The organism is Actinoallomurus sp. NPDC052274, assembly GCF_040679475.1.
Taxonomy (GTDB): Bacteria; Actinomycetota; Actinomycetes; order Streptosporangiales; family Streptosporangiaceae; genus Actinoallomurus; species Actinoallomurus liliacearum.
On record NZ_JBFAUT010000052.1, the window covers coordinates 37,213 to 57,883 of the forward strand.

Below are 20,671 nucleotides of genomic sequence, written 5' to 3' on the forward strand. Positions count from 1 at the left end.
CGCCCGCGGTGCCGGCGCGGCGGAACATCCGCCGCACCGCCTCGGAAATCCGGCCGTCCCTCACGGCCGGACACGGCGTCCGACAGCGACGCCGCCGATGGCCCGGTCGCCTTCCTCCCGCTCCACGAAGGCTGCTTCGGCCGAGGCGGACACCGCTCGCCGCGCGACCGGCGCGTCGGCTGACGAAGGGTCCTTCTTGTTCCCCAACCGCCCGCATGGGTACTCCGTGGTCAAGGCCGTCGTCCTCTCCCTCGGCATCTGCCTCGGCATCGGTCTCGCCGCCGAGGCACCGGCCCAGGCCACGGCGCCGACCACGGCGGCCGCACGGTTCGCCACCGCCGGCGCGCAGAAGAAGCTCACCCGCAAGCAGCGGAACGAGCGCATCGCCAAGCCGCTCGTGAAGAAGCGGTGGACGCGCACGTACAAGAGCCAGTTCACCTGCCTGGTAAAGCTCTGGAACCGCGAGAGCAACTGGAATCACAAGGCGCACAACCCCTGGTCGGGCGCCTACGGCATCCCCCAGGCCCTGCCCGGCAAGAAGATGCGCAGCGCCGGCAAGGACTGGAAGACCAACCCGGCGACCCAGATCAAATGGGGTCTGGCGTACATCAAGGGCCGCTACACGACGCCCTGCCGCGCATGGTCACACATGCACAGGACCGGCTGGTACTGAGACCGATCGGCCGCCGCTTCACCGCGACACTCCTGATCGGCGGCAACAACTCGGTAAAAGAGCGGCACAAACGCAGCCGGGAGCGGTGTCGAGCCGGGCGTGTCACGGAACGTGTCATGGCGTGGTGACGGACCGCTCCCGGCCGGGACTCTCCGTCACCGTCACTCCGAAGCGCGAAACGTCGCGTACGGCGCCCCTCGCGGGGCGCCGTCCGGTGGCCCGGTCGCCCGCAGGGCAGCCGACGGCGGAGTGAAGGCCCGCTCGGAGCGTGACCGGCGCCCCGGCTGACGGAAGAGCCGACTTGGACCTCAAACTGACGGGACTCTCCCGGAGCGGCGTGGCCGCGCTCGGCAGCGCCGCCGCCCTGATCACCGGACTCACGGGAGAGCCCCTCGCACTCGGCGCGGTACCCGCCCACGCGTGGCCCGACATGGTGCCGCCCCGGCAGCCGCAGCTGTCCATCTCCGAGCGCAACAGGGTGCTCGCGCTGCCGTTCCTCGTCGAACACGGCTGGTCGTACCGGCAGTACCAGTGCCTCGACCGCCTGTGGATGCGCGAGAGCAGCTGGAACCACCGGGCCCGCAACCCGTGGTCGGGCGCGTACGGCATCCCGCAGGCGCTGCCGGCGGACAAGATGCGCACCGCCGGCTCGGACTGGCGGACGAGCCCGGCCACCCAGATCAAGTGGGGGCTGGGCTACATCCAGAGCCGCTACGGGAATCCCTGCGCGGCCTTGGGTCACTCGGCGGCCACCGGCTGGTACTGATCCGGTGCGCACCGATACGGCGAGGATCCGGCCGGCCGCACGGGCCGGCCGGACCGGGCCGGGCCCGCAGCGCCCCGTACGGCCATGGACCGGGCCGGAAACCCGCCGGCCGGGTCGCGGAACCGGCGGGCCGGGTCGTGGAACCCGCGGACCGGGTCGCAAACCGGCGAGCCAGGCCGAGATCGGAGCCGGGTCGGGGAACCGGCGGGCCGGGTCGCGGAACCCGCAGACCGGGTCGGGTCGGGGAACCGGCGGGTCGGGCCGGGATCGGAGCCGGGTCAGGAACCGGCGGGCCGGGTCATCGCGAGGACGTCGAGAGCGGCGTCGAGCTGCTCCACCGTCAACCGGCCGGCGTCCACGTGACCCCGCTCGAGGACGACCTCGCGGATCGTCCGGCGCTCCCGCAGCGCCTGCTTGGCGACCGCGGCGGCCTCCTCGTACCCGAGGTACCGGTTCAGCGGCGTGACGATCGACGGCGACGACTCGGCGTACTCACGGCACCGGTCGGCGTCGGCCTCGATGCCCTCGACGCACCGGTCGGCGAACAGCCGGGAGACGTTCGCCAGCAGGCGGATCGACTCCAGGATGTTCCGGGCGAGCATCGGCAGCATGACGTTCAGCTCGAAGTTGCCCGCCGCGCCGCCGAACGTGATCGCGGCGTCATTGCCGATGACCTGCGCGGCGACCTGGCAGACCGCCTCGGGAATCACCGGGTTGACCTTGCCGGGCATGATCGACGAACCGGGCTGCAGGTCGGGCAGCCGGATCTCGCTCAGCCCGGCGCGCGGCCCCGAGCCCATCCAGCGCAGGTCATTGGCGGTCTTCGTGAGGCCGACCGCGATCGTCTTGAGCGCGCCGCTCGTCTCGACGAGGGCGTCGCGCGCTCCCTGGGCCTCGAAGTGGTTCCGGGCCTCGGTGAGCGGCAGGCCCGTGACCCGCGCCAACTCGGCGATGACGCGTTCGGCGAAGCCGGGGGAGGTGTTGATGCCGGTGCCCACGGCGGTACCGCCCAGCGGCAGCTCGGCGAGCCGGGGCAGCACGGCCTCCAGCCGTTCGGCGCCGTACCGTACCTGGGCCGCGTAGCCGCCGAACTCCTGGCCCAGCGTGACGGGAGTGGCGTCCATCAGATGCGTCCGTCCCGACTTCACGACGGACCCGAACTCCTCGGCCTTGCGCTCCAGCGCGCCCGCCAGGTGCCGGAGGGCGGGGAGCAGTTCGTCCACGACCAGCCCGGTCGCCGCGATGTGGATCGAGGACGGGAACACGTCGTTGGACGACTGCGAGGCGTTCACGTGGTCGTTCGGATGGACCGGCCGTCCGAGCCGCTCCTCGGCCAGCGTGGCCACGACCTCGTTGGTGTTCATGTTCGAGGAGGTCCCCGAGCCGGTCTGGAAGACGTCGATCGGGAAGTGCGCGTCATGGTCGCCGTTCGCGACCTCCAGCGCCGCCTCCGCGATCGCGTCGGCCATGCCCTTGTCGATCACGTCGAGCTCGGCGTTGACCTTCGCGGCGGCCGCCTTGATGTGACCGAGCGCGGCGATGTGGGCACGATCCAACCGCTGTCCCGAGATGGGGAAGTTCTGCACCGCCCGCTGGGTCTGGGCCCGCCACTTCGCCCATGCGGGAACGCGCACCTCCCCCATGGAGTCATGCTCGACACGAAACTCCTGCGCTTCACTCATGGGTCGTTCTCCGGGTAGCAGTCGTCATCGTCCCCGTCCTTACCCGACTCACGGAGTGCCAGCCGTATTCCCGGCAGGGACCCGAGCGCGGCTCACTTCGTCAGGGAAGGGACTCGTACGCTCCGGCGAGCCACTCGACGGGGCCGGTGGCGGCCTCCGGGCCGCGGCGCAGGCGTACGCGGACCCGGGCGCGTCCGGCGCCGGCGGGAAGCCGGAGCTCGGGCGGCGCGGCGAACCGGCGACCGTTCGCCGCGCACTCGCCGTGCACCGTTCGGCCGGAAGCGCCCATGGCGTAGGCCGTGAACGACAGTCGGCGGGCACCGGACCGGCATACGAGGAGGACACCGACGCGGCGACCGTGGTCGGGAACGCTGAGCGTCAGCGTCGGCGCGTCCGGCCAGGTGCCGCTTCGCTTCGCGACCCGGCGCGACACGGGCCGGTCCGACGCGTCCAGCAATGTGGCGGGCAGCGCCGCCGGGGACCACGCGGGGAGGGGCGGGGACGAGGTGGCGGCGGGACTCCCGGGCGCCGTGGCCGGGGAGGTGGCGGACGGGCGGTCGCCGGAAGGGGCGTTCCGCGAGCCGGCCCAGCCGTTCAGCCCGGCGAGCACGCCGGCCGCCACCGCCAGGGCCAGCACACCGCCGGTCACCAGGGCGAGCGCTCCCCGCCGGTTCAGCCATCGATGCCTGCCGCGGGTGGATCCGGCGTCCGGCGCGCCGGGGCCCTCCGGTCTCGGGACGGGCAGCCAGCCCGCCGTCGACTGCGCGGGCGCCCGGCCCGGCGCCCCGATCGTCGGCAGATCCCGGCTGGTCCGGCCTGGTCCGGGGCGTCCCGGACCAGGCGGCGTGGGCTGGGCCCGGCGAGGCGGGGCGAGACCCGGCGCGACCTGTTCCGCGGCGCCGGTCCGGCCGAGGCCGGGCAGCGCGCGCCGGCGACCGTGGTCCCCGGCGGCGGGCGGACCGGGCCGCGGCCGTTCGGAGCCTCCGGCGGCGGGCGGGTCGGACCGCGGCCGCTCGGAATCTCCGGCGGCGGGCGGACCGGACCGAGCCCGTTCGGAACCCTCGGCGCCGGACGGAGCGGACCACGCCGGATCGGAGTCCCCGGCAGCGGGTGGAACGGACCGCTCACGGTCCGCGCCGCCGAGAGCCGGCGGGGTGGTCCGCGCGCGATCCGAGCCGCCGAGCGCGGGCGGAGTGGTCCGCGCCCGGCCGGAGGCGCCTAAGCCGGGCGGGGTCGGCTGCGGGCGGCCGGTCCGCCGGAGGCCGGACTGCTCCCGGCTGGACCACTCATGGCTGGACCGTCTGCTCGATCGGGTGCGCGACGCCTCCGCCGGCCGGGGCGGCAGCGGCGGCGCCGTGGTCGCGGCCAGCAGCGTGGCGGCGCGTTCGGCCGTCAGCCGCCGTACGGGATCCTTCTGCAGGAGCCCGTCGAGCAGCGGGCGCAGCTGTCCGGCGCGGACCGGCGGGTCGGGCTCGGCGGTGACCAGCGCGCTGAGCGTGGCCATCGCGGTCTCGAAGGCGTACGGGGGGCGTCCCTCGACGGCGGCGTAGAGCGTGGCGCCGAGCGACCACAGGTCCGAGGCGGGCGACGCGCGCTCGCCGCGGGCGACCTCCGGCGCGACGTACGCGGGGGAGCCCATGAACGTCCCCGACTGGGTGAGGGTGGTGGCGCCCTCGTACGTCGCGATGCCGAAGTCGGTGAGGACCACCCGCCCGGAGTTCTCCAGCAGGACGTTGCTGGGCTTGACGTCACGGTGGACGATGCCGGCCTCGTGCGCGGCGCGCAGGGCGTCGAGCAACTGCCGGCCGATGTCCGCGACGCGGACGGGGGAGATCGGGCCGTCGTCGACGAAGACGTCCTCCAGTGACCGGGCCGCGACGTACTCCATGACGAGCCAGGGACGGTCGTCCTCGACCACCACCTCGTACATGGCGATGAGGTTCGGGTGGTTCAGCCGGCCCGCGGACATCGCCTCGCGGTTCGTGCGCTTGATGAGGTTCAGCCGCTCGCGGGGTCTCAGGCTGGGCGGGAGGTGGACCTCCTTGACGGCGACCTCACGGTCCGCGGCCTCGTCGTGCGCCCACCAGACGACGCCCATGCCGCCCCGGCCGATCTCCTCGATCAGCCGGTAGCGACCGGAGAGCAAGCGGTCCTGAGACTCGGCCACGAAGCGCAAGATACCCGCGTGTGCCGGTCGCGGCACGCGGATCCCTACCGTGATCTTGCACTCACGTCGGTGCCGCTGCAAGATCGGAGCTGACCGGCACATCCGGTGTCGACGCCGTCGGAAGAGGCGTGAGGATGGAAACCTTTTCGGCTTCGGGGCTCGGTGGACCCACCGTCGTCGCGTCCGGTGTGCTGCCGTTGGAGGTCGACGACCCCGCGGCCATTGGCGGGCATCGTCTGGTGGCCAGGCTCGGCTCGGGCGGGATGGGCGTCGTCTACCTGGGGCGCGACCGGAACGGCGGGCTCGTCGCGGTCAAGACCGCACGCCCCGAAGACGCCGACGACGAGATCCTGCGCCTCCGTTTCCAGAGCGAGGCGGACTGCGCGCGGCGGGTGCCGGGGGGCTGGACGGCGCGGGTGCTCGCCGACGGCACCGCCGAGCGGCCGCCCTACCTGATCACCGAGTACGTCGAGGGTCCGTCGCTCGCGCACATCGTCGACACCGGCGGTCCCCTGCAACCGGAGCAGTTGCGCGCCCTCGCGACGGGGGTCGCGCGCGCCCTGACCGCGATCCACGGGGCGGGCATGGTCCATCGGGACCTCAAGCCCGCGAACGTTCTGCTGACGCCCACCGGCCCGCGGATCATCGACTTCGGCATCGCCCAGCGGCTGCCCGCCTCCGGCGGGCTGACCAGGGACGGCGTCGTGATGGGCAGTCCCGGCTGGATCCCCCCGGAGCGGCTGACCGGGCGGCCCGCCACCGCCGCGTCCGACGTCTTCGGCTGGGGCTGCCTCGTGGCGTACGCCGGGCTCGGCCGCAACCCGTTCGGCGAGGGGGACGGCGACGAGCTGGCGGGCCGGATGATCCACCAGCCGCCCGACCTGACCGGGCTGGACGCGTCGCTCCGCCCGCTGGTCGAGGCGGCACTGGCGAAGGACCCCGCGGAGCGGCCGCGACCCGCCGAACTCCTCGCGCGGCTCGGCGTCGCCGTCACCGCGCCGCAGAAGGCCGGGTACGGGCGGCGACCGGTCGTACCGGCCCTGGTCGCCGCGGTGGTCGCCGCCACGGCCGCCGCCGTCGTCGCCGCGCTGCTCTACGGAACGGACCAGGGGGAGCGCCGGCCGCCCACCGGCGGCGCCACCGTCGGGTCGCCCCGGCCCGGCACGCCCTCCCTCCGGCCGCGCGGCCACGCACCGCCCCGGCCGGCCTCGGCGGGCACCTCGCCCGCCACGCGCCGTACCGTGTCCCGCCGCACGCCCGCGAGGACGAGCCCGGCCGCAGCCGTCTCACCGACCACGGCCAAGACCGACAAGAGCGCCGTGAGCAAGGGTAAGGGCAAGGGCAAGAGCAAGGGCAGCAACGGGAACAACGGCAACGGGAACGGCCCGAACGGGAACAGCGGCAAGGGGAAGGGCAGCGTGGAGTAGCCGACCTCGCTCGAGGCCGGGCCGAGGAACTCCCGACGCGTCAGCGCCGCCCGATGGTCAGTAGCGGTCCCGTCGTGTCGGCGAAGAAGTCTTCTCCCTTGTCGTTCACGACGATGAAGGCGGGGAAGTCCTCGACCTCGATCTTCCAGACCGCCTCCATGCCGAGCTCCGGGTACTCCAGCACCTCGACCTTCTTGATGCAGTCCTGGGCGAGGCGGGCGGCCGGGCCGCCGATCGAGCCGAGGTAGAAGCCGCCGTGCGCCTTGCACGCCTCGGTGACCTGCTTGCTGCGGTTGCCCTTCGCCAGCATCACCAGTGAGCCCCCGGCCGCCTGGAACTGCTCGACGTAGGAGTCCATCCGGCCGGCCGTCGTCGGGCCGAACGAACCGCTCGCGTAGCCCTCCGGGGTCTTGGCCGGCCCGGCGTAGTACACGGCGTGGTCGCGCAGGTACTGCGGCATCGGCTCGCCCGCGTCCAGGCGCTCCTTGATCTTGGCGTGGGCGATGTCGCGGGCGACGACGAGCGGCCCGGTCAGCGACAGGCGCGTCTTGACCGGGTACCGGGTGAGCTCGGCGCGGATCTCGTCCATCGGGCGGTTCAGGTCGACGCGGACGACCTCGCCCTCGAGGTCGTCGTCGGTCGTCTCGGGCAGGTAGCGCGCCGGATCGGTCTCCAACTGCTCGAGGAACACGCCGTCACGAGTGATCTTCGCCAGGGCCTGCCGGTCGGCGCTGCAGGACACCGCGATCGCCACCGGGCACGACGCGCCGTGGCGGGGCAGCCGGACCACGCGGACGTCGTGGCAGAAGTACTTGCCGCCGAACTGCGCCCCGATCCCGAGCTTCTGGGTGAGCTCGAATACCTGCTGCTCGAGCTCCAGGTCACGGAAGCCGTGGCCGGTCGGGCTCCCCTCGGTCGGCAGCGTGTCGAGGTAGTGCGCCGAGGCGTACTTGGCGGTCTTGAGGGCGTACTCCGCGCTGGTGCCGCCCACCACGATGGCGAGGTGGTACGGCGGGCACGCGGCGGTGCCGAGCGACCGGATCTTCTCCTCCAGGAAGGAGAGCATCCGGTTCGGGTTCAGGACGGCCTTGGTCTCCTGGAACAGGAACGACTTGTTCGCGCTGCCGCCGCCCTTGGCCATGAACAGGAACTTGTACGCGTCGCCGGGCGCGGCGTACAGCTCGATCTGGGCGGGCAGGTTGCTGCCGGTGTTCTTCTCCTCCCACATGGTCAGCGGCGCCATCTGGGAGTAGCGCAGGTTCAGCTTCGTGTACGCGTCGTAGACGCCCCGGGCGATGTGGCGCTCGTCGTCCCCGTCGGTCAGGACGTGCTGGCCGCGCTTGCCCATCACGATGGCGGTGCCGGTGTCCTGGCACATGGGGAGCACGCCCGCAGCCGCGATGTTGGCGTTCTTCAGCAGGTCGAGGGCGACGAACCGGTCGTTCGGCGACGACTCCGGGTCGTCGAGGATCTTCCGGAGCTGCGTCAGGTGCGCGGGCCGGAGCAGGTGGGAGATGTCGTGGATCGCCGTCTCGGTGAGCAGCCGGAGCGCCTCCGGCTCGACCTGCAGGAACGTACGGCCGCCCGCCTCGAACTCGCTGATCCCGTCGCTCGTGAGCAGGCGGTACTCGGTCTCGTCCGGGCCCTGGGGGAGTAGCTCGGTGAAGGCGAATTCGGGCATCGGCTTCCTCGCTGACGACACGGTGATGTGGTCCCCAACTCTAGAACCGCCGGATTCCGGCACCGAACGCGGCTCGAGGACGGAGGTCCCTTGTCGCAGGACCCGAGGCCGGGTAATACAGCAAGGGGGGAAGTCATGCTGTCCATCGCCTACGCCGCCGCCCCGGGCGAGTTCCATCACCCGGCGCTCTTCTATCTCGCGATCGCCGTCTTCGGCATCGTGATCGTCTCCGCGATCGTGATCAGTCTGCTGATACTCGTTCTGCGGAACGTCGACCGTGAGTGGCCGGTCCGCTCGATCCCCAGATCAGCCCCGAGACCGCACCGGACGAGGGCGGCGCTGGCGTCCGGCGCACGGCGTCATCTGCCCCACCGCCGGCACCCGGTGTGAGCGGACCGCGTCCGTCGCGGCGTCATGGACGCGGCGCACCGGCGACGTCCACGCGTTCCTGAGCCGTCGGCGCGGGGACCGTCGTCGCCGGCCGCCGCGCCGGGCCGCCGAGACCGGCCGCGACGCCGCACCCGACCAGGAGGGCGCCGGTGAGCTCGGCCGGGCCCGGGGTGCCCAGTCCGAGCACCATCGTCGTGACCGCCGCGCTCACCGGGATCAGGCCCGCGAACAGCCCGGCCCGGTCCGCGCCGATCCTGCCCAGCGCGTCGTACCAGAGCAGGAAGGCTCCGACCGTCACGACGACCACCAGGTACGCGAACCCCGCCAGCTCGCCGACGGTGGGCACGCGCACCACGGAGGTGCCGTCCACGAGCAGGCCGGCGCCGAGCAGCATCGGGGTCGCGACGGCCGCCGAGTACGCCGACACCCGGATCGGCCCGAGCGTGGGCAGGAGCGGCACGGCGAGGAGTGAGAAGGCCATCTCGCCGGCCAGGGCGCCGAGGGCCAGCAGCAGGCCGGGGACGCTGCCGCCGCCGAGCCCGTTGGCCGCCGCCGCGCCCAGCGCCACGATGACCGCGGCGACCACGAGACGCGGGGCGGGGCGCCGCCGCTCCAGCAGCGGCGCGACGACCGCGAGGAGCACCGGGACCGCGCCCACCACCGTGCCGATCATCGCGGGCGTGGTGTACCGCGTCCCCTCGACGATGCAGACGTTGAAGCCGGCCAGCCCGGTCGTGGCGAGCGCCGTGACCAGCGCCCACTCGCGGAGCGTCAGGCGCCGGCGCGTCCGGGGCCCGCGGGAACGCTCGCTCAGCCGGGCGACGACCAGAAGGATCACGGCGGCGACCGCGTAGCGGACGGCCTGGCCGCCGTACACCGGGTAAGGGGCGATCACCGCGGACACGGCGGTCAGTGTGCCGACGAGGGTCATCGCGGCCGCGGCCTGGACGAGGCCGCGCGGGTTGGTGCTCTGCTCCATGGACTGAGACGCTAGGCAGTCATTGGTCCGAGTAGGAGGACCAATCGATCACCCGTAACGAGGACCATTCCGGAGGGCGGCGCGCGTGGACCTGCATCTGACGCTCGATCGTTCCACCGGCCGGCTCGCCGTCCAGGTCGCCGACGGGCTCCGTGACCTCGTACGACGCGGGGCGCTCGGCCCCGGTCAGCGGCTGCCCTCCACGCGCGACCTCGCCGATGACCTGAAGGTCTCCCGAGGCGTGGTCGTGACCGCGTACGAACAGCTCGTCGCCGAGGGGTTCCTCGTCTCCCGGCAGGGCGACGGCACGCGGGTGGCCCGCACCGCCGTGTCCCCGCCGCCGACGGCCACCGGCCCGGCGCACCGGCGAGTCCTCCGGCTCGCCGCGGGTACGGCGGCCGGACCGGTCGATCCACCCGGCATCGCGTACGACCTGCGGCCCGGCAAGCCCGACCTGACGTCGTTCCCGAGGGACCTGTGGGCGGCGACGACGCGGGACGTGCTGCGGAGTCTCCCGTACGCCGAGCTGAACTACCCCGACCCGGCCGGGACCCGGCGGCTGCGGACCGAGCTGGCGGGATACCTGGCGCGTGTGCGCGCCGCCGTGACCGAGCCGGACACGGTCGTGATCACCGCCGGAGTGGCCCACGCGCTGGCGACCGTCCCCCGCGTCCTCGGCGAGGAGGGCCACCGGCTGCTCGCCGTCGAGGACCCCCTGGCCCACCAGCAGATCCCGCTCATTCGGGCGACCGGCATACGGATGGTCGGCGTCCCCGTGGACGAGGAGGGAATCGACGTCGCCGCCCTGGCCCGCACCCCCGCGCGGGCGCTGCTCATCACCCCGGCGCACCAGTTCCCGACCGGCGTCGTCCTGTCGCCCCGCCGTCGCGCGGCACTGGTCGAGTGGGCGCGTGCCGTCGACGCTGTGATCATCGAGGACGACTACGACGGGGAGTTCCGGTACGACCGGGACCCGGTCGGCTGCCTCCAGGGCCTGGCCCCCGAGCGGGTCGTCCTGGCCGGATCGGTGAGCAAGGCGCTGTCCCCGGCGCTGCGGCTCGGCTGGGCGGTCGCACCACCGTGGCTGGCGCACCGGCTGCGCGCCGCGCGGGCGCTGTACGACCTCGGCCCGGCAGTGCTCGACCAGCACGTCCTCGCCCGGCTGATCGCCACCGGAGCGTACGACCGGTACCTGCGCGGCATGCGGCGGCGCTACCGGGACCGCCGTGACGCGTTCGCCGCCGCCCTGACCCGGCGCCTGCCGCGGGTCCGCGTCCACGGCGTCTCCGCCGGACTGCACGCGTACGTCGAGCTGCCCGCCGGTACGGACGAGGCGGGGGTCGTCGCCCGGGCCGCCGCGCTGGGCGTCGCGGTCGAAGGCGTCGCGCCGATGCGCGTACGGCATCCCGGCCCGCCCGCGATCGTCGTCGGCTACGCGCGCCTGCCGGAACGCCGGCTCGCGGAGGCGGTCGACCTCCTGGCACAGGCGGTCTCGTCCTGAGGCCGAGACGCGGCCGAAATGACTGTGTCGAAGTGTTGAACGCGGGTAGGACGTGCGGCGATGAGGAGGATCAAGAATGAGTCTTGACGAAGCCGCCCGCCAGCTCGAACTCGCCGCCCACGACACGCAGGTCGCCTTCGACTGCATCGGCCTCGGCGACATCGAACGCGCTCATACCCATACCATCACCGCCCGCGCGGCGGCCGACGCCGCGGAGGCCGCCCTGCGGATCGCCCTCACCGAGATCAAGACCCCCGAGGAGGCCGAACGCGCCGGTGAGGAGGCCATGCGCCGCCTCCAACAGGAGATGAGCCACCCCACCCGGCCATAAGCCCGCCGCCGACACCGCGTTCCCGCTCCCCGCGGGGACGCGGTGAGCCGTATTCACGCGGCGCTTCTCCCCAGGCGAGTCCGCCTGCCGGCGACGGCCGGCGGAGCCGCGCGTGGCCACCCCCACCGCGCCCTGCCCCGCGTTCCACGCCGGTCTGCGCACAACGCTCGGCAAAGACGGCGGCATACCCGGCAAAGGCCGCATCCTCGTGACGCGGCGGGAGTTTCACCGAGCATTAGGCGCGCCGCGTAGGCGACGGGGCGTTCGGCATCGCCTTCTTCATCGCGCGGGTACGAAATCGCGCGCCGCGAGGGCGTCCTGAAGCGCGATCGCCGTCGGAGCGACCTCGATGTCGCGCCGTCCTCGCACGGCGACCCAGGTGGATCTCCAGGGATCGAACAGGATGCCCCAGCGAGGGAACTCGGCGCGCAGGCGCGCGAGCCAGGACCCGGTTCCCGCTTCGTAGGGACGCGCGGCCGCTAAGACCGCCGAATCGACGCGAGTGACGGGTTCCGCCGGGGCCTCGCGCCCTCGGTGGTACGGCTGCGGGGTGCTCACGGGCGGCCTTCGTCGGCGACGTGCAGGACCTTCGTGATGAGGGCGGCGGCGCGGTCGATCTGCTCGGCCGGGCACATGTACTCCGTCTCCAGCGCTGCGTCGCGGGTGGGACCCGTCCAGCACCAGTACCAGTGCAGCGATCCGTCGTCGGGCGCAATGGCCACGTACTGCGAAAGACCCGGATTCATCGCCGCGCCGCGCGGATCGTCGGTCATCGATGCCCTGGGGTTCCAGGCCATCAGGGCACTGGTCCCGGCCCTCACCTCCAGACCGTGGCCCCGCAGCGCCGTGGCGAGTTCGTCCAGCCGGGCACGGATCGCCCGCTCCTGCCGGAGGACACCTTTCTCCAATGTAGACATTTCCACCTTTGCCGCTGATTCCTCGACACCGTCGACCCCTGAAATACCGGACAATTGTTCGATCCTTTCTCTCTGCTTGCGATGCCTTGATATGCAGTCTCAGAATGCATTCACATGGCATGGATGTCGCCGTTCCACGGCACATCCGGATAGCGCTGGAAATGAGGAGGGATCGCCATGCAGGCCAAGCCGTCGCCGGATCCGAAGTCGTCCATGTGGGCGTGGATGGCCCACGACCTGCGCTTTCACCGCGCCCAGCGCGGCCTGACGGGGGACGCCGTGGCGGAGATTCTCAACTGTGCGCGGTCCAGCATTTCCAGGCTGGAGAACGCCGAGGCGAAGCTTGACGACAGGCAGGCGGCGGCCCTCGACCGGACCTGGCGCACGGGCGGCCACTTCTCCATCCAGTTGTGGGACGCCCAACTGGGCCACGACCCGAATTGGCATCAGCAGCATCTGGACATCGAGGCGCGGTCCTCGGTGATCAAGGTCTTCGAGGCGCTCGTCGTCCCCGGCCTGCTACAGACTCCGGAATACGCTCACGCGGTCATCGCGACGAGCGGTGTGTCGAACGTCGATCGCCTGGTGGAGGAGCGAATGTCCCGTCAGGCGATATTGACGCGGGACGGCCCGCCCGTATTGTGGGTGATGATCACAGAAAGCGTGCTCGACTGGCCGATAGGAGGCCCGGCGGTGATGCGGAGTCAACTCGCCCGCCTCTTGGAGGCGTCTGAACTGCTGAATGTCGGGATTCGCGTCGTCCCCCGGTCTGCGGGCGCCCATTTTGGGGTGGACGGCAGCTTCAAAATCATGTCGGGTCCGTCGGGTGACGTGGCCTACACCGAGTCCCCGGGCGGCGGGCGGCTGGTGCCGTCGGCGGAGGAGGTCCGGTCGTACCTTCTCCGGTACGACCGCATCGGCCAGCAGGCCCTACCCGAGGATCAGTCGCGAGAACTGATCGAGCGAGTCATGGAGATGATGAAATGAGCATCCCGGTCTGGCGGAAGAGCAGCCGCAGTGGAGCGCAGCAGGGCGACTGTGTTGAGGTCGCGGTCGTCGAGACGGACGCGCGGCCGTCCTGAGGCGGTCCGGTCGGCGAATCGGTTCTGACATGGTCGCCGACCTTTTGGTCCGTATTCACCGGCTGCGTCTCGCGGACGACGTGCTGGCCGGCGGCGACCTGGTCGGTCCGGCAGTACGAGAGCTTGATACGGCTGTGGCCATGCATCGGGCAGGCGGTTTCAGCGAGCAGGTCGGCCGGTCCCTCCTCTCCGCGATCGGCGAGCTGGCACAGATCGCCGGCTGGATCGCCAGCGACGCGGGTCTCGACCGGCGGGCCGAGGAGATCTACCAACTCGGTATCAGCGCGGCGCGTGAGGCCGGTGACCGGACCTCAGCGGCCAACTTGGTCGGTTCCCTCGCCTATCACAAGACCAATACGGGAGCTCTCGAAACCGGTCTGGACCTCGCCGGCGCAGCGCTCGACGAGGCGGGCGATGACGCGCCGCCTCGAGCGAAGGCGCTGTTCTGGGACCGCGTCGCCTGGGCATACGCGAAGACCGGTCAGGCACTCCCGGCGGCCCGAGCCCTCGGGCGGGCGTCCGAAACTCTCTCCCGGCACGGCGGCGAAGAAGACCCTTCCTACCTCTACTGGGTCGACGAGGGCGAGCTTCAAATCATGGAAGCCCGTGTCCACGTGGAGTTGCGGCGTCCGCTTCGAGCGGTGCCCGTGCTGACCGAAGTGCTCGGTCGGTACGACAGCACGCACGCTCGAGAACTCGCGCTGTACCTGTCCTGGCTCGCGGTCGCCCTCGCTGATGCCAACGAGCCCGAGGAAGCCGCAGACACGGCCCGCCGCGTACTGGAACTCTCGGCCGACATGCCGAGCGAGCGCACCGCCCGGCGCTCCCACGCCGTTCTCGCCCGTCTCCGCCCGTTCCGCGATGTCCAGGAAGTCCGGAACCTTATTGACGACTATGGCTGTCAGGCTTGAAGGCGTGTGCGGAACGCTCGGCAATGGCGACGGCATATCAGACGAAGGCCGCATTTTCCTCATGTGGCGGCGGCTTTGCCGAGCCTTCGGTGCGCCGGTGCGTGCTGCCGCTCAGGCGACGGGGCGTTCGGCGACGGCGGAGTTCGGCGTCGCGCCGTCGACGGGCGTCGGTTCGAAGGCCCGCGCCGTCACCAGGACCACGAGGCACAGCGCGGCGCCCACCACGTAGGCGAGCCACAGGTCGGAGGCGACCGCGCCCGCGATGGCCGCGCCGAGCACGAACCCCGCGTAGTTGAAGACGTTCACCCGGGAGACGGCGATGCCGAGTCCCGTCGGGTCGAGCCGGCCGGCCGCCGAGAAGGACGTGGGGACGACGACGGACAGGCCGACTCCGGCGACGGCGAACCCGATGATGGCGACCACGGGATTGGGCGAGAGTGCGGCGGTGAGCAGTCCGAGGCCGCCGATCAGCCCGCCCGTGGCCACGACCTTCGCGGCGCCGTGGGCGCGTACGAGCAGGTCCGCGCCGGTCCGGCTCAGCATCATGCAGACCTGGTAGGCGACGTAGCCGAGCGGGGCGACGGCCGGGGCGGCGTGCAGGTCGTCCTCGAGGTACTTCGCGCTGTAGCTGGAGGTCGCCGAGTCCGCGATGTACATGCAGGTCACCGCGGCGCCGATGACGATGATCGGCTTCCAGGGCACCCTCTTGGCGGCGGCCTTCAGCTGCTGACCACCCGGCCCGGTGGCCTCCATCGCCTTCGGATACAACTGACGGCCGGCCACCAGGGACACCACGACGCCGAGGGCCGCCGGGACGGCGAATCCGGTGCCGAGGCCGATGTGGGTCTTGTTGGCGAGCGCGCTCCACAGGCCCGCCAGGATGCCCGCCGCGCTCCACACGGCGTGGAACCCGGTGAGCAGGCTCTTGCCGTACCGGGTCTCGGCGGTCACCGCCTGGGCGTTCATCGACGCGTCCACCGCGCCGACGAACAGGCCGAACAGCGCCGCCGCGCCGTACAGTGCGAGGTTCCCGGGGGCGACGCCGATCGCGACGATCGACAACAGGACGAGCGGCTGGGCGATCCGCAGGACGGGTCCGCTGCCGTACCGGGCCATGAGCGAACCGGCGAGCACGCTGCCCACGCCGGCGACCAGAGGGACGGCCAGCAGGACGAGCGCGAGGGCACCGTCGCTGAGGTGATGCGCCTTCTGCAACTCCGTGATGCGGGTCACGAGGGCGGCGAAGCTCAGCCCCTGTACTCCGAAGGCCGCGTACGCCGCGCGCCGGCCGCGCCGGGTCCGTTCATCGATGTCCGCCGCCACGCTGCCCTCCGGAACGTGAAATACGTTCGCGTCAGCGTAGGTAGCCGCTCACGCCAGGTCAATACATCTCTTTCGCCCGGCACGGTGCGGACGCGCCGACAATGAGCTGCATACTTGCCGCAGTTGCGAATTACTTGCAATAGTGCTGTGCATGTCGACCTACTCGCTGCCGGATCTGCCCTACGACTACGCCGCACTGGAGCCCGCGATCAGCGGGGAGATCCTGGAGCTGCACCACGCCAAGCACCACGCCGCCTACGTGAAGGGCGCCAACGACACCCTCGAACAGCTCGAGGAGGCCCGCTCCAAGGAGACGTTCGGCTCACTGGTCGGGCTGGAGAAGACCCTGGCGTTCAACGTCTCCGGGCACGTGCTGCACTCGATCTTCTGGGACAACCTGTCCCCGGACGGCGGGGACCGGCCCGACGGAGAGCTCGCCGCGGCGATCGACGAGCACTTCGGCTCCTTCGACGCCTTCGCCGCGCAGCTGACCACCGCCACCCAGACCGTTCAGGGATCCGGTTGGGGCGTGCTGGCCTACGAACCCCTCGGCCGGCGGTTGATCGTCCAGCAGGTCTACGACCACCACGGCAACGTCGGCGTCGGCTCGATCCCCCTGCTGGTCTTCGACGCCTGGGAGCACGCCTACTACCTGCAGTACCGCAACGTCCGTCCGGACTACGTGGCCAAGCTGTGGTCACTGGTCGACTGGAACGACGTCGCGACCCGCTTCACCGCCGCCCGGGGCTGACCCCGCCGCCAGCCGCGGCGCCGGCCGGATCATGCTCCACATGTCCCTGCGGGCCGGCGCCGCACCCCGGGAGCCTAGATGACCGGATCCGGCGGGCCGTACGCCGGGCAGGGCCGCCGTCAGTCGATGAGGCGGCGGCGCATGCCGCGGACGGCGAGGACCCACATCAGCGCCGCGAACAGCGCGAGCGCGCCCACGTGGCCGAGGTCCGTCAGCGGCCGGAAGCCGAACACGGCGTGCCGGACCAGCTCGACGCAGTGGTACAGCGGATTGCAGTGCGCCGCCGTGTGGGCCCAGCCCGGCAGCGCGCTGATCGGGAAGAACGTGCCCGCCACCAGGAACAGCGGGGTCAGAACCCCCGTGATCACGTAGTCGAAGCTGTTGATCGACGGGACCACCGTGGACATCCACACGCCGAACAGCGCGAACCCGGTCGCGGTGAGGATCGTGACCACCGGCACGGCGAGCATGCCGACGGACGGGCGCAGGCCGAAGAGCATCGCGACCAGCAGCGGCGCGCAGGAGAACAGCCCGCTCTTGACGGCGATCCACGACGCCTCGCCCGCCACGAGCTCGTGCACGTCCACCGGCGCCGCCAGCATCGCGTCGTAGGAGTGCTGGTAGATCCGGCGGATGTAGGTGTTGAACATCCCCGGGAACACCGACGTGAACAGCGCGGCCGTGGCCACGACCCCCGTGCCGACGAAGTCGACGTAGCGGTAGCCCGCGACGCTGCCCAGGAGCGATCCGAAGCCGAAGCCGAACGCCAGCAGGTAGAAGGTCGGCTCGACGGTCGAGGCGAACGACGAGGAGGTCCAGTAACGCCGGAAGAGAGCCAGCTCATGCCGCCAGACGCCGCGTACGGGCGCCCACTCGAACCGGCGGAGTCTCGCGTCAGCCATCGTTCTCTCCGGTCAGGACCACGAACACGTCTTCGAGGCTGGCCGCCCGCCGTACGACCCGGTCCCCGTCGCCGAGCGCGGCGGCCAGCGACGGCGGGATGTGCTCGGCCCGCAGCACCGACACGGTCGGGCCGGTGCGGCGGGTCGGCAACCCGGCCCGGCGTACGAGCGCCTCGATCTCCGCGAGCCGGTCGGGCGGGCCCTGGTGCTCCTCGACGCTGCCGCCCGCGTGGTGGGCGATCAGGTCGCCGGGCGTGCCCTGCGCGACGATCCGGCCGCCCGCCATCAGCGCGCAGGTGTCGGCGAGGCGTTCGGCCTCCTCGATGTAGTGGGTGGACATCAGCACGGTCGTGCCGTCGTCGCGCAGCGCGGCGATCAGGCCCCACAGGTCGGCGCGGACCTGGGGGTCGAGGCCGACGGTGGGCTCGTCGAGCAGGACGAGGCGCGGGGAGTGCACGAGCCCACGAGCGACGAGGAGCCGTCGGCGCATGCCGCCGGACAGGTTCACGACGCGGGTCCTGGCGCGCTCGGTGAGCCGGGCGATCTCCAGGGCGCGGTCGACGGCCCGGCGCCGCCCGGCCCGGGGGACGCGGTACAGGTGCGCGAAGACCTCGAGGTTCTGCCGGACGGTGAGCTCCTCGTCGAGGTTGTCGGTCTGCGGGACGACGCCCATGAACGCCCGCGCCTCCTTCGACTCGGCCGGGACGGGGTGGCCAAGGACGGTGATGGCGCCCTCGTCGGCGCGGGACTGGGCGGTCAGCATCCGCATGGTGGTCGACTTGCCGGCGCCGTTCGGGCCGAGCAGGCCGAGGCAGACCCCGGTCGGCACGTCGAGCGTGAGGCCGTCGACCGCGGTGATCTGCGATCCGTCCTTCTCGCGGTACCGCTTGACGACGTCGCGCAGGGTGATCGCCGGGAGGTCCGCCATGGTCTCCACGGTACGAACCGTCCACAACGCCGCGCCAGCGAATATCGTCGAGCCGTGGAGTTGCCGTGGAGACCGAACGACCAGCACGTGCCGGCGCGTGACCTGCGCGCCTCCGACGCCGACCGGGAGCGGGTCGTCGCGCTGCTGCGCGACGCCCACGGCGACGGCCGGCTCACCGTCGAGGAGCACGCCGAGCGTGTCGAGGGCGCCTACTCCGCCCGTACGCTGGGCGAGCTCACCGCCCTGACCGCCGACCTGACCACCCCGGAGCAGCAGCCGATCCAGGTCGAGGACCGCCCGATGGTCGCGCTGTTCGGCACGGTACGGCGCGGCGGGCGCTGGGTGGTCCCGGTCACCCTGCCGGTGTCCGCGCTCTTCGGCACCGTGGAGATCGACCTGCGGGAGGCCCTGCTGCAGCGCCGGCACGTCGTCGTACGGGCGGCGATGCTCGGCGGACGGCTCCGCCTCGTGGTGCCGGAGGGAGTGCGGGTGGAGTTCACCGGCCGGTCCGTCCTCGGCTCGCGGGACCTGCGGGTGCGGCCGTCGTACGAGGACGACGGTCCCGTCGTGGAGGTCAGTGGGGTGGTCGTGCTGGGGTCCGTCAACGCCCGTACGCCCAAGCGCCGCCGCCGCTGGTCGCTGAGCCGCCGTCGCCCGTGATTTCGTCGCAACACGGAGATCAGCAGGTCACGGGCGTTTCGGTAACGGTTAAGACTCCTACCTCCCTCCCCTCTTGAACTGGTACGGACCAGCTCCTATCGTTCCTTGCGATGCGCGATTTTGCTCAATGGGCGCGTAAATCGTGCACAACCTTTCATGCTGCGTGAAAGGAGGCGGCGGCGGGAGCCGCAGCAGAGCTGTGCCACGCCAAACGGCTGCTCGGAGGTGACGGGCTGAGGGGCCGGGCCGGGGGGTTGGCGAACCCATAAGACAGTGACCCGGGGACGTCGCGCGCACCCGCGTGGACCCGGAGCCGAAGCAAAAGCAGAAGGCGGGGACAGGTGAAACGGCATCTCACGGGCGCCATCGCCGCGGGTCTTACGGTGGCCCTCGGTCTGACCGGTTGCAGCAAGGGCAGTTCCTCCGGCGGCGGCGGTGACAACAAGACGATCAGGTTCGTCGCCGCGATCTACGACGACAAGACCAAGGGTCTCTGGGACGGTCTGATCAAGACGTTCGAAGAGCAGAACAAGGGTTACAAGGTCAACCTGGAGATGGTCGACTGGACCCAGATGGACGCCAAGGTCAAGACCTACGTCCAGACGAAGCAGACGCCCGACATCCTGAACTACAACGCGTTCGCCGACTTCGCGCGGGACGGTCTGCTCTTCCCGGCCTCGGACGTGCTGTCGCCGCAGGTGTCGAGCGACATCCTCCCGTCGTTCATCGACGGCGACAAGTACAAGGGCACGCAGTACGCCGTGCCGCTGCTGTCCAGCGTCCGGCTGTTCTTCTACAACAAGGACGTCTTCAAGAAGGCCGGCATCGACACCCCGCCCAAGACGTGGGACGAGGTGCAGTCCGATGCCCAGAAGATCAAGGACAAGGTGAAGGGCGTCTTCCCGCTGGGCCTGCCGCTCGGCGCCGAGGAGTCCCAGGCCGAATTCTTCATGTGGGCGATGAACAACGGCGGCGGCTACGTCGACCAGTCCGGCAACTGGGCGATCGACAGCCAGGCCAACGTGGACACGGTCAACTACCTCAAGGGCCTGAGCAAGGGCGGCCTCACCCAGCCGAACCCGGAGACGACCGACCGTAAGGACGTCTTCAACGAGTTCGCGCAGGGCAAGATCGGCATGCTCAATGGCGCGGTCTTCATGCCCGCGGGCTTCATCAACAAGGTCAACGCCAAGCTGCCGTACGGCATCGCGCCGCTGCCCAGCAAGAGCGGCGCGACGTCCAGCACGCTTGGCGTGCAGGACTTCCTGGTGGCGTTCAAGAACAACGGCGGCAAGAAGAAGGACGCCGTCTCGAAGTTCCTGAACTTCTTCTACCAGGCGAACAACGTGGCCAACTTCCAGAAGGAAGAGGGCTTCCTGCCGGTGACCAAGTCGGCGGGCGACGTGATCGCGAACGCGGTGCCGTACGACAAGCCGTTCATCGACGCGCTGCCGAACGCGAAGTTCTACCCCACGGGCAACGCCGCCTGGGGGCCGCTGGCGAACACGATCAAGGAGAAGCTCGGCACCGCCATCACCGGCGACCCGAAGAGCGTCCTGAGTGAGCTCCAGCAGACCGCGCAGAAGAACGGCTGACGGAC

Annotated in this window: 21 protein-coding genes; 12 read left to right on the forward strand and 9 right to left on the reverse strand. The window is 71.4% G+C overall.

All coding sequences use genetic code 11. The features are described from left to right. Positions 1-196: 196 nt before the first annotated feature. Complete coding sequence (locus tag AB0K82_RS33370) at positions 197-673, forward strand: transglycosylase SLT domain-containing protein (protein WP_364404716.1); 477 nt, start codon at positions 197-199, stop codon at positions 671-673. Positions 674-974: 301 nt separating this feature from the next. Beyond that, on the forward strand, positions 975-1,439 hold the full coding sequence (locus AB0K82_RS33375) for a hypothetical protein (RefSeq protein ID WP_364404718.1): 465 nt from the start codon (positions 975-977) through the stop codon (positions 1,437-1,439). 278 nt (positions 1,440-1,717) lie between these two features. On the opposite strand, the gene AB0K82_RS33380 is transcribed toward AB0K82_RS33375, so the two are convergent. Next, on the reverse strand, positions 1,718-3,121 hold the full coding sequence (locus AB0K82_RS33380; protein ID WP_364404720.1) for a class II fumarate hydratase: 1,404 nt from the start codon (positions 3,119-3,121) through the stop codon (positions 1,718-1,720). Positions 3,122-3,221: 100 nt separating this feature from the next. Next, the gene (locus tag AB0K82_RS33385) at positions 3,222-5,288 is read right to left on the reverse strand and encodes a protein kinase (RefSeq protein WP_364404722.1); all 2,067 of its coding nucleotides are present in this window, start codon (positions 5,286-5,288) and stop codon (positions 3,222-3,224) included. A gap of 134 nt (positions 5,289-5,422) precedes the next feature. Between AB0K82_RS33385 and AB0K82_RS33390 the strand changes: the two genes are divergently transcribed. Next, on the forward strand, positions 5,423-6,715 hold the full coding sequence (locus AB0K82_RS33390) for a protein kinase (RefSeq protein WP_364404724.1): 1,293 nt from the start codon (positions 5,423-5,425) through the stop codon (positions 6,713-6,715). Between the two features lie 40 nt (positions 6,716-6,755). Here AB0K82_RS33390 and AB0K82_RS33395 read toward each other — a convergent pair whose 3' ends face one another. Next, entirely contained in the window at positions 6,756-8,396 is a 1,641-nt protein-coding gene (locus AB0K82_RS33395; RefSeq protein WP_364404726.1) for a fumarate hydratase, read from the reverse strand. A gap of 135 nt (positions 8,397-8,531) precedes the next feature. Here AB0K82_RS33395 and AB0K82_RS33400 point away from each other — a divergent pair, with 135 nt between their 5' ends. Next, positions 8,532-8,786, forward strand: a complete 255-nt coding sequence (locus AB0K82_RS33400) for a hypothetical protein (RefSeq protein WP_364404728.1) — start codon at positions 8,532-8,534, stop codon at positions 8,784-8,786. A 22-nt stretch (positions 8,787-8,808) separates the two neighbouring features. On the opposite strand, the gene AB0K82_RS33405 is transcribed toward AB0K82_RS33400, so the two are convergent. Continuing rightward, positions 8,809-9,765, reverse strand: coding sequence for a DMT family transporter (locus AB0K82_RS33405; protein WP_364404730.1), 957 nt, complete (start codon positions 9,763-9,765; stop codon positions 8,809-8,811). Positions 9,766-9,850: 85 nt separating this feature from the next. On the opposite strand from AB0K82_RS33405, the gene AB0K82_RS33410 reads away from it, so the two are divergent. Continuing rightward, positions 9,851-11,266 (forward strand): PLP-dependent aminotransferase family protein, encoded by a 1,416-nt coding sequence (locus AB0K82_RS33410; RefSeq protein WP_364404732.1) that lies wholly within the window; start codon positions 9,851-9,853, stop codon positions 11,264-11,266. Between the two features lie 76 nt (positions 11,267-11,342). Further along, the gene (locus tag AB0K82_RS33415) at positions 11,343-11,597 is read left to right on the forward strand and encodes a hypothetical protein (RefSeq protein WP_364404734.1); all 255 of its coding nucleotides are present in this window, start codon (positions 11,343-11,345) and stop codon (positions 11,595-11,597) included. Positions 11,598-11,876: 279 nt separating this feature from the next. On the opposite strand, the gene AB0K82_RS33420 is transcribed toward AB0K82_RS33415, so the two are convergent. Together AB0K82_RS33420 and AB0K82_RS33425 are read right to left on the reverse strand one after the other, a co-directional pair. After that, positions 11,877-12,155: a hypothetical protein gene (locus AB0K82_RS33420; protein ID WP_364404735.1), complete on the reverse strand. Its 279-nt coding sequence runs from the start codon at positions 12,153-12,155 to the stop codon at positions 11,877-11,879. Beyond that, positions 12,152-12,514, reverse strand: a complete 363-nt coding sequence (locus tag AB0K82_RS33425) for a hypothetical protein (RefSeq protein WP_364404736.1) — start codon at positions 12,512-12,514, stop codon at positions 12,152-12,154. The genes AB0K82_RS33420 and AB0K82_RS33425 overlap by 4 nt, the downstream gene beginning before the upstream one ends. Before the next feature lie 177 nt (positions 12,515-12,691). Here AB0K82_RS33425 and AB0K82_RS33430 point away from each other — a divergent pair, with 177 nt between their 5' ends. The 3 genes from AB0K82_RS33430 to AB0K82_RS33440 are packed head-to-tail and all read left to right on the forward strand — an operon-like array spanning position 12,692 to position 14,507. Continuing rightward, positions 12,692-13,501 (forward strand): helix-turn-helix transcriptional regulator, encoded by an 810-nt coding sequence (locus AB0K82_RS33430; RefSeq protein ID WP_364404737.1) that lies wholly within the window; start codon positions 12,692-12,694, stop codon positions 13,499-13,501. Beyond that, complete coding sequence (locus AB0K82_RS33435) at positions 13,498-13,596, forward strand: DUF397 domain-containing protein (RefSeq protein ID WP_364404738.1); 99 nt, start codon at positions 13,498-13,500, stop codon at positions 13,594-13,596. Before AB0K82_RS33430 ends, AB0K82_RS33435 begins: the two co-directional genes overlap by 4 nt. 29 nt (positions 13,597-13,625) lie before the next feature. Further along, positions 13,626-14,507 carry a hypothetical protein gene (locus AB0K82_RS33440; protein WP_364404739.1) on the forward strand — a complete coding sequence of 294 codons (882 nt, stop codon included), beginning with the start codon at positions 13,626-13,628 and terminating at the stop codon, positions 14,505-14,507. A gap of 111 nt (positions 14,508-14,618) precedes the next feature. Here AB0K82_RS33440 and AB0K82_RS33445 read toward each other — a convergent pair whose 3' ends face one another. Continuing rightward, entirely contained in the window at positions 14,619-15,830 is a 1,212-nt protein-coding gene (locus AB0K82_RS33445) for an MFS transporter (RefSeq protein WP_364404740.1), read from the reverse strand. 151 nt (positions 15,831-15,981) lie between these two features. Between AB0K82_RS33445 and AB0K82_RS33450 the strand changes: the two genes are divergently transcribed. Next, complete coding sequence (locus AB0K82_RS33450) at positions 15,982-16,581, forward strand: superoxide dismutase (RefSeq protein WP_364404741.1); 600 nt, start codon at positions 15,982-15,984, stop codon at positions 16,579-16,581. Between the two features lie 119 nt (positions 16,582-16,700). On the opposite strand, the gene AB0K82_RS33455 is transcribed toward AB0K82_RS33450, so the two are convergent. Both AB0K82_RS33455 and AB0K82_RS33460 read right to left on the reverse strand, forming a co-directional pair. Then, the gene (locus AB0K82_RS33455) at positions 16,701-17,483 is read right to left on the reverse strand and encodes an ABC transporter permease (protein ID WP_364404742.1); all 783 of its coding nucleotides are present in this window, start codon (positions 17,481-17,483) and stop codon (positions 16,701-16,703) included. Further along, entirely contained in the window at positions 17,476-18,411 is a 936-nt protein-coding gene (locus AB0K82_RS33460) for an ABC transporter ATP-binding protein (protein ID WP_364404743.1), read from the reverse strand. The genes AB0K82_RS33455 and AB0K82_RS33460 overlap by 8 nt, the downstream gene beginning before the upstream one ends. A gap of 54 nt (positions 18,412-18,465) precedes the next feature. Here AB0K82_RS33460 and AB0K82_RS33465 point away from each other — a divergent pair, with 54 nt between their 5' ends. Further along, entirely contained in the window at positions 18,466-19,071 is a 606-nt protein-coding gene (locus tag AB0K82_RS33465; RefSeq protein ID WP_364404744.1) for a DUF1707 domain-containing protein, read from the forward strand. 341 nt (positions 19,072-19,412) lie between these two features. Next, on the forward strand, positions 19,413-20,666 hold the full coding sequence (locus tag AB0K82_RS33470; RefSeq protein ID WP_364404745.1) for an extracellular solute-binding protein: 1,254 nt from the start codon (positions 19,413-19,415) through the stop codon (positions 20,664-20,666). The last annotated feature ends 5 nt before the right edge of the window (positions 20,667-20,671 follow it).

Bases quoted from the DNA above. Each gene is read 5' to 3' on its own strand.
- AB0K82_RS33455 (WP_364404742.1), bottom strand. From the start codon at position 17,483: ATGGCTGACGCGAGACTCCGCCGGTTCGAGTGGGCGCCCGTACGCGGC.
- AB0K82_RS33435 (WP_364404738.1), top strand. From the start codon at position 13,498: ATGAGCATCCCGGTCTGGCGGAAGAGCAGCCGCAGTGGAGCGCAGCAG.
- AB0K82_RS33390 (WP_364404724.1), top strand. From the start codon at position 5,423: ATGGAAACCTTTTCGGCTTCGGGGCTCGGTGGACCCACCGTCGTCGCG.
- AB0K82_RS33400 (WP_364404728.1), top strand. From the start codon at position 8,532: ATGCTGTCCATCGCCTACGCCGCCGCCCCGGGCGAGTTCCATCACCCG.
- AB0K82_RS33450 (WP_364404741.1), top strand. From the start codon at position 15,982: ATGTCGACCTACTCGCTGCCGGATCTGCCCTACGACTACGCCGCACTG.
- AB0K82_RS33415 (WP_364404734.1), top strand. From the start codon at position 11,343: ATGAGTCTTGACGAAGCCGCCCGCCAGCTCGAACTCGCCGCCCACGAC.
- AB0K82_RS33440 (WP_364404739.1), top strand. From the start codon at position 13,626: ATGGTCGCCGACCTTTTGGTCCGTATTCACCGGCTGCGTCTCGCGGAC.
- AB0K82_RS33430 (WP_364404737.1), top strand. From the start codon at position 12,692: ATGCAGGCCAAGCCGTCGCCGGATCCGAAGTCGTCCATGTGGGCGTGG.
- AB0K82_RS33460 (WP_364404743.1), bottom strand. From the start codon at position 18,411: ATGGCGGACCTCCCGGCGATCACCCTGCGCGACGTCGTCAAGCGGTAC.
- AB0K82_RS33380 (WP_364404720.1), bottom strand. From the start codon at position 3,121: ATGAGTGAAGCGCAGGAGTTTCGTGTCGAGCATGACTCCATGGGGGAG.
- AB0K82_RS33405 (WP_364404730.1), bottom strand. From the start codon at position 9,765: ATGGAGCAGAGCACCAACCCGCGCGGCCTCGTCCAGGCCGCGGCCGCG.
- AB0K82_RS33395 (WP_364404726.1), bottom strand. From the start codon at position 8,396: ATGCCCGAATTCGCCTTCACCGAGCTACTCCCCCAGGGCCCGGACGAG.
- AB0K82_RS33425 (WP_364404736.1), bottom strand. From the start codon at position 12,514: ATGTCTACATTGGAGAAAGGTGTCCTCCGGCAGGAGCGGGCGATCCGT.